Below are 7,513 nucleotides of genomic sequence, written 5' to 3' on the forward strand. Positions count from 1 at the left end.
ATCGGCGTCATGCCGCGGCCCTCCGTGCCGACAGGGCCGCAAGCACGCGGTCGTTCTCTTCGGGGCTGCCGATGCTGATACGCAGTGCGTCACCCAGCTGCGGTGCGGCGCGCTGGTCGCGCACCACCACGCCGGCAGCAAGCAGCGCGTCGAACGCCGCCTGCGCATCGGCAAAGCGGACCAGCAGGAAGTTGCCGGCCGAGGCGTATACCCGGCCGATGCCAGGCAGGCCCTGCAGGCTGTGGTGCAGGCGCTCGCGCTCGGTGATGACCGTGGCTACCCGCTCAGCGGTGCGCGCAAGCGCGGCCGGCTGCAGCGCCTGCACGGCCAGCTCGGCGCACGGCGTCGGCACCGGGTACGGCGCCTGGCATCGGCGCAGCACGGCAATCAGTTCCGGCGCGGCGATCAAGGTGCCCATACGCGCGGCGGCCAGTGCGTGCGCCTTGGACAACGTGCGCAGCACTGCCAGGTTGGCGTGCGCGGCAAGCAGCGTGGTCGCCGAAGCGCGCTGCGCGTACTCGACATAGGCCTCGTCCACCACCACCAGCGCCTGCCCGCGCAGGGCAAGGGCCACGCGCTCGATCTCCGCCAGCGGGATATCGCTGCCGGCAGGATTGGACGGCGCGCACAGGAACACCAGCGTTGCGCCCTGCCCCTTGGCCATAGAGATGACCGCTTCCAGGTCCGTGCGCAGGCCCTCACCATCGTCAATCAGCGGCACCTCGATCAACGGCGCACCCTGCAACCGCGCACAGACTGCGTACATGCCGAATACCGGCGGCGTCACCAGCACGCCGTCGCGGCCGGGCACGCACAGGGCGCGCACCAGCAGATCGATCGCCTCGTCGCTGCCACGACCTACCAGCAGCTGTTGCGGCTGCACGCCGTACAGCGACGCCAGCGCATCACGCAGCGCAGCCGGTTGCGGTTCCGGGTAGCGGCGGCAGCCCCCCGTGGCGTCGGCCGGGTTGGCCCACGCCGATTCGTTCGCGTTCAACCACACCTCGCCCTGCACCGCGCTGCTGCGCGCCGAACTGTAGCCGGCAAAGGCCTGCAGGTCCGGCCGTACCAGGGCCAGCACGCCGTCGATGTCCGCGCTCATGCGGCCACCTCCATGCGCAGTGCCACCGCACGTTCGTGCGCATCCAGTCCTTCGGCGCTGGCGATGATGCGCGCGCAGCCACCGATCGCGGCCAGGCCAGCGGCGGTCGCGCTCTGTACGCTGATCAGGTTCTGGAAGCTGGCCACGCTGACGCCACTGTAGGCGCGCGCGGCACCGGCGGTGGGCAGCACGTGGTTGGTGCCGCTGCAGTAGTCACCCAATGCTTCCGGCGTGTAGTCGCCGAGGAACACCGAACCGGCCGCCTGCACCTGGTCCAGCCACGCGCGCGGTTCGCGCAGGGCCAGGATCAGGTGTTCGGGGGCGTAGCGGTTGCTGATCGCAAACGCATCGGCCAGCGATTCCACCTGGATCAACTGCGATGCCGACAGCGCCTGGCGGGCGATGTCCTGCCGCGGCAGCAGGGCCACCTGGCGCTCAACTTCGGCCTCGACGGCCGCCAGCATCGCCGCGTCATCGGTCAGCAGCAGCACCTGGGAATCCGGGCCGTGCTCGGCCTGCGACAGCAGGTCGGCGGCAACGAATGCAGGGTTGGCACCGGCATCGGCGATTACCAGCACTTCCGAGGGACCGGCCGGCATGTCGATGGCGGCGGCACCGTCCTGTGCCACCTGCTGCTTGGCCTCGGTGACGAAACTGTTGCCCGGCCCGAACAGCTTGTCGCTCGCCGGGATGCTTTCGGTGCCATAGGCCATCGCCGCGATCGCCTGCGCACCACCCAGCTTGAACACGCGTTGCACACCGGTCAGTCGCGCGGCCACCAGCACCGCAGGATCGGCCGTACCGTCGGCACGCGGCGGGGTGCACAGCACCACCTGTGGGCAACCGGCCAACTGCGCCGGCACGCCCAGCATCAGCGCGGTGGACGGCAGTGGCGCACTACCGGCCGGCACGTACAGCCCAACCCGGCCGATCGGCCGCAGCACACGCTCGCAGACCACGCCCGGCGCGGTTTCCACCGTATAGCCCTGGCCCATGCCGGCTGCGTGGAAGCGGGTGATGCGTTCGGCCGCTTCCACCATGGCCTGGCGCAGCTCGGCCGGCACCGCGGCATCGGCAGYTGCGAACTCGGCTGCGGAAACTTCGAAATCCTGCAGATCCACGCCATCGAAGCGCGCGGTGATCGCGCGCAGCGCGGCGTCGCCCTGCGTGCGCACCTGCGCGATCAGCGCGGCCACCGCATCACGGGTCTGCTGCGCCACGGTCTGCACCGGGCGGGTCAGCGCCGCGCTGCGTGCGGCCTCGTCAAGTTGCGACCAGATCAGACGATTCATGCCAGCGACCGCTCCACGCTCAGTACCATCAGGCCCTGGGCGCCGGCGCGCTCCAGTTCTTCCATGCGCTGCCAGGTCAATGGACCGGGGCACATGGTCTGCAGGCGCAATGCACCGCCATCGGCAGGCAAACGCACCAACGGTTCGGCATCGGCCAGCAGCTGCGACAACGCGTCGACGCGGTCCTCGCTGGCGCGGAACATCAGCAGCTTGCGGTCCTGCCGCTGCACCACACCGTCCAGGCGGCGCAGCAGCATGCTGCGCAGCGCGCCGCGCGCATCATCGGGAACGCGTACTGCACCGGCCAGCACGGCTTCGCTGTCGAGCAGGTTGTGCACCGGGGTGAGCTGGTTGGCACGCAGCGTGGCGCCGCTGGAGACCAGGTCGCAGATCAGGTCGGCGGTGCCCAGGCGCGGCGCGATCTCCACCGAGCCGGACAGTTCCACCACCTGTGCATCCACGCCCTGCGCGGCCAGCCACTGCTTGAGGATGGCCGGGTAGCTGGTGGCGATGCGGGTACCGGCCAGTTGTGCCGGCCCCTGCCATTGCCAGTCTTCCGGCACCGCCAGCATCAAGCGGCACTGGCCAAAGCCCAGCCCCCGTAATGCCTGGTAGGCATCGGCCAGCCCGATCTGGCGACGCGCGGCCGCCTGTTCGTCCAGTTCATTGCGGCCGACGATGCCCAGGTCGCAGACGCCATCGGCGATCAGGCCGGGAATGTCGTCGTCGCGCACCAGCARCAGGTCSACSGGCAGCGATTCGCCGTAGCAGAACARSYKGTCGCGGCTYTCGCGCCAGCTCAGGCCACAGGCACTGAGCAGGTTGCGGGCGGGCTCGGCCAGCCGGCCACTCTTCTGGATGGCGATACGCAGCCGGTCTCGCGCCGGCGCTGCCTGGGTTGCACTCATGGGGGAGGTCTCGAAGTCTGGAACGGGGCGCGGATCAGCGCGAAGCAAGGCGGTCGACAGCGGCGGCATAGCCTCGATGGCCATGCTCGAGCGTGCGTGCCACCCGTCCGGTGGTGGTCACGCTGACGCCGGTGCGCTCGTGGATCTCGCGGTAGGGCACGCCCTGCTGCAGCAGCGGCACCACCTTCCAGCGGTCGGCCATGGCTTCCAGCTCGGCTGGCGTGCACAGGTCACGCAGGAAGGCGACCACCTGCTCCGGCTCGCGCAGCGCGGCAAAGGCCTGGGCCAGGGATTCAAGATCGGCGTGCGGGTCTTTGGCGGCGATGTCGGGGCGGGCTTTCACGGGCAGGGCTCTTGCATCAATGTAATAGCGCGTTAGTACATTAACGCATTCTTGCAGGCCGCGTCAAAGGCACGACCAGGTTCCGCCAGGCCCGTTCAGGCAGCGGAAACGAAAACGCCCACCGGGTGGTGGGCGTTCGGATGCGGCAATGGACAGGGCTTCGATCAGGGCAGGCAGCGGACCTCTGCCTGCAGCGCGCCGCGCCGCAGGCATTCACCGAACAGGCTGCCCTGCCGGCTGGGACGAGGCTGCAGGTTCCGCAGCGCTCCTGCCCGGCCCGGGCACGCCCGCTCGGCAAGGGCCTGCAGATCCTGCTCAAGCTGCGCTCGATCCATCACATGGCAGCGATCAGCCACCAGCTGGTAATTCGCAGGGCCGATCCGGGTGCTGCGCAACGCCGGATCGCTCTGGCATGCCGCCAGCAGGAACAGCATCAGTGTTCCTGCAGCGGCACGCGTCACGGCATGACCCGCGACTGCTCCAGTTCCACCTGCAGGGTGCTGGCCAGTTCATCACGGGAGACTTCGAACTGCTGCTCGCGCAGCAGGTCCTTCACCGCCACCACGCCGCGCGCCAGTTCGTCCTCGCCAGCCAGCACCACGAAACGGATACCGGCCTTGGCCGCGTACTGGAACTGCTTGCCGATCTTCTTCGGCTCCATCTGCACTTCGGTGTTGATGCCACCGGCGCGCAGGCGGCGGGCGATGTCCAGCGACTGCGGCATGCCCTGCTCGTCCATCAGCGCCACCAGCGCCTGCACGCTGCTGGCCTCGATACCCTCGATCAGGCCAGCTTCGCGCAGCTGCCAGAACAGGCGCGACAGGCCGATGGAAATGCCCACGCCCGGCAGCTTGGACTTGCTGTAGTGGCTGGCCAGGTCTTCATAACGGCCACCGGAACAGATCGACCCGATCTGCGGGTGGTCGGTCAGCGTGGTCTCGTACACCGTGCCGGTGTAGTAATCCAGGCCACGTGCAATGGAGAAGTTCAGGCAGTACGCGCTTTCCGGCACGCCCAGTGCCTGCACCAGCTGCAGCACTTCGCGCAGCTCGGCCACGCCGGCACGCAGGATCTCCGAGGAACCCGCACCGTCTTCCAGCGCTGCCAGCTGTGCCAGCGCATCGGCATGACCCTGCGAACGCACGGCGACGAAGGCCAGGATCTTCTCGACCTGTTCGGCCGGAATGCCGAAGCCCTCGCCCACCAGCGTCTCGCGCACGTAGTCGGGGCCACGCTTGTCCAGCTTGTCCACCTCGCGCAGCACTGCCAGCTGTCGTTCGCCCTCGGCCACGCCCAGGCTTTCGAAGAAGCCGCGCAGCAGCTTGCGGTTGTTCAACTGGATGCTGAAGTCACCGATGCGCAGTTCGGCAAATACCGCATGGATGACCGCCAGCACTTCGGCGTCGTAACGCACGCTCAGGCTGTCCTTGCCGATCACGTCGATGTCGCACTGGTAGAACTCGCGGAAGCGGCCGCGCTGGGCGCGCTCGCCGCGGTACACGCGCTGCATCTGGTAACGGCGGAACGGGAAGGTCAGTTCGTGTTCGTGCTCGGCCACGTAACGCGCCAGCGGCACGGTCAGGTCGAAGCGCAGCGCCATCTCCGGCAGCGAACGATCGCCGGATTCAGCAGCGTTGGCCAGCGCGCCGGTGGACTGCACGAAATACACCTGGCGCTCGGTTTCGCCGCCGGACTTGGTCAGCAGCACATCGGACAGCTCGAACACCGGCGTCTCCACCGGCAGGAACCCGAAGCGCTCGTAGTTGCGGCGGATGACGTCCAGCATGCGCTGGAACGCAATCTGCTCGCGCGGCAGCAGTTCAAGGGTGCCGGGCGGGGTACGGGGCTTGATCACGGGCGGAGCTCCTGCAGAATCGGGGACGTGGGAGGGGGCGACATTCTAGCGCCCCGCATCGCTCAGCCGCAGATAAGGGGTCCAACGGCCGCTTGAAGTATCATAAAGCCCTCCCCCGCCCGCGATACGCCCACGCAACATGTCCCGGCCTTCCGGCGCTCCGCCCGCCACCAACGACCCCGCCGCGCCGTCCTGCGCCACGCTGGACTGCCTGCACTGCTCGGTACGCCACCTGGCGGTGTGCTCTGCGCTGTCGCCCGATGAGGTGCAGGCGCTGGAACAGGTGACCGTGTCGCAGCAGCTGGCGATGGGCAGCACCCTCGCCCGCAGCGGCGAAGAGCGCCAGCATGTCTATACATTGACCGGTGGCGCGCTGCGGCTGGTGCGCACGCTTGCCGATGGCCGTCGCCAGATCAATGGCTTCGTGCTGCCTGGCGATTACCTGGGCCTGAGCGGCAGCGACCACCATCGCTACGACATCGAGGCCATCGCCGACAGCCGCGTGTGCCGCGTTGCCCTGCCGCAGATGAAGGGCCTGCGCGCCCGCTATCCGCACCTGGAGCGCAAGCTGCTGCAGCGCGCCTGCCAGGAGCTGGACGCCGCACAGGATGCCGCGCTGGCGCTGGCACGCCTGCAGCCGGCGGAAAAACTCGCTGATTTCCTGCTTCGCCTGGCCGCGCGCGAGGCCAAGCTGGGCGGAGATGGCCTGCGCGTYTCSCTGCCGATGGGCCGCGGCGACATCGCCGATCATCTGGGCCTGACGATGGAGACGGTCAGCCGCACCTTCACCAAGCTGCGCCAGCAGGGGTTGATCGCCCTGCCCCATCTGAACGTGGTTGAGATCCTCGACGAGGATGGCCTGCGCACGCTGGCCGGTGACGTGCAGGGCTGAGCGCCCGATCAGTATCGGCTTGCCGGCCAGCGGCCGGCACTACCACTTGGCCGGGTGCGCGGTAGCAACCACCGCCCAGTCACCCTTGGCGCCACCGGCGCGCAGATCCTGCAGCACCTTCACCGCCGTGGCCGTATGCGGGCAGAACAGTTCACCGTCGCTGGCATGCGCGCTGGCGATGGTCGCGCGGATGGTCACGTCATCCACCGCGAAGGCGCGGAACGCCGCCCGCAGCTCGGCATCGTCGCCCTGGTACAGCCAGCGCAGCCGCTCGAAGTTGCTGGGCGCGCCGACATCCATGGCGTTGGCCACGGTCACAATGCTGGCCGCGGGCTGGTACGGATCGCCACTGAAATAGCGCGGCAGCACCGCGTTGGCGTTGGTGGCCAGCACGATCTGCCCGATCGGCACGCCCAGCGCGCGCGCCAGCACTGCCGCCATCGCATTGCCGAGGTTGCCGGTCGGCACCACCAGGTTCAAGCGCCGCTGATGCTGCGCATGATGGCTCAGCGCCGCGTGCGCGTAATAGCTCATCTGCGGCAGCAGCCGGCCCAGGCTGATGCTGTTGGCGGAGCTCAGCGGCACCTGTGCCTGCAGATCGCGGTCGGCCAGCGCCTGCTTCACCATCGCCTGGCAATCATCGAACGAACCGGCCACCCGCAGCGCCTGGATGTTGTCGCCAAAGCAGCCGAGCTGGTGCGCCTGTCGCGGCGACACCCGCCCATCGGGATACAGCACCACCACGCGTACACCGGGCTGCCGATGGAAGGCCGCCGCTACGGCTGCACCGGTGTCACCGGAGGTGGCCACGACGATGGTCAGATCGCGGCCCTTGCCGGTCTGCAGCCGCGACAGCACACCGGCGAGGAAGCGCGCGCCGATATCCTTGAACGCCGCCGTCGGCCCATGGAACAGCTCCAGCACATGGTCACCGCTGTTGCGCAGCGCGCGCAATGGCACGGGGAAATCGAAGGCCTCACCGCAGATCGATGGCAAGGCCTCGGCCAGCACATCGCCCGAGAAGAACGGCGCCAGCAGGTCAGCGGCGGTATCGGCCAGGCTCGTACCGGCCTGCAGCGCGCGCGGCGCCGGCAGCACCTCCGGTACGTACAGGCCACCAT

7 protein-coding genes and 1 pseudogene are annotated in these 7,513 nt (G+C 68.8%); 1 reads left to right on the forward strand and 7 read right to left on the reverse strand.

What is annotated here, in order from left to right:
• Positions 1-7: 7 nt before the first annotated feature.
• The 6 genes from hisC to hisS all read right to left on the reverse strand — a co-directional run bounded on the left by hisC (position 8) and on the right by hisS (position 5,500).
• On the reverse strand, positions 8-1,102 hold the full coding sequence (hisC, locus tag AC1VAN_RS07785) for a histidinol-phosphate transaminase (protein ID WP_442251202.1): 1,095 nt from the start codon (positions 1,100-1,102) through the stop codon (positions 8-10).
• Complete coding sequence (hisD, locus tag AC1VAN_RS07790) at positions 1,099-2,394, reverse strand: histidinol dehydrogenase (RefSeq protein ID WP_480985574.1); 1,296 nt, start codon at positions 2,392-2,394, stop codon at positions 1,099-1,101. The genes hisC and hisD overlap by 4 nt, the downstream gene beginning before the upstream one ends.
• The gene (hisG, locus tag AC1VAN_RS07795) at positions 2,391-3,302 is read right to left on the reverse strand and encodes an ATP phosphoribosyltransferase (protein WP_480985575.1); all 912 of its coding nucleotides are present in this window, start codon (positions 3,300-3,302) and stop codon (positions 2,391-2,393) included. The genes hisD and hisG overlap by 4 nt, the downstream gene beginning before the upstream one ends.
• 34 nt (positions 3,303-3,336) lie before the next feature.
• Positions 3,337-3,645 (reverse strand): YerC/YecD family TrpR-related protein, encoded by a 309-nt coding sequence (locus AC1VAN_RS07800; RefSeq protein WP_282280152.1) that lies wholly within the window; start codon positions 3,643-3,645, stop codon positions 3,337-3,339.
• Positions 3,646-3,809: 164 nt separating this feature from the next.
• Positions 3,810-4,079, reverse strand: coding sequence for a hypothetical protein (locus tag AC1VAN_RS07805; protein WP_032975535.1), 270 nt, complete (start codon positions 4,077-4,079; stop codon positions 3,810-3,812).
• Positions 4,080-4,102: 23 nt separating this feature from the next.
• On the reverse strand, positions 4,103-5,500 hold the full coding sequence (hisS, locus tag AC1VAN_RS07810) for a histidine--tRNA ligase (RefSeq protein WP_025874842.1): 1,398 nt from the start codon (positions 5,498-5,500) through the stop codon (positions 4,103-4,105).
• A 139-nt stretch (positions 5,501-5,639) separates the two neighbouring features.
• Here hisS and AC1VAN_RS07815 point away from each other — a divergent pair, with 139 nt between their 5' ends.
• Positions 5,640-6,392 (forward strand): Crp/Fnr family transcriptional regulator, encoded by a 753-nt coding sequence (locus AC1VAN_RS07815; RefSeq protein WP_033830968.1) that lies wholly within the window; start codon positions 5,640-5,642, stop codon positions 6,390-6,392.
• 42 nt (positions 6,393-6,434) lie between these two features.
• Here the strand turns inward: AC1VAN_RS07815 and thrC are convergent.
• Positions 6,435-7,513 (reverse strand): annotated as a pseudogene (gene thrC / locus AC1VAN_RS07820) (threonine synthase); the annotation flags it as partial.

The sequence above is a fragment of the Stenotrophomonas sp. 05L44_2 genome, from assembly GCF_056665995.1.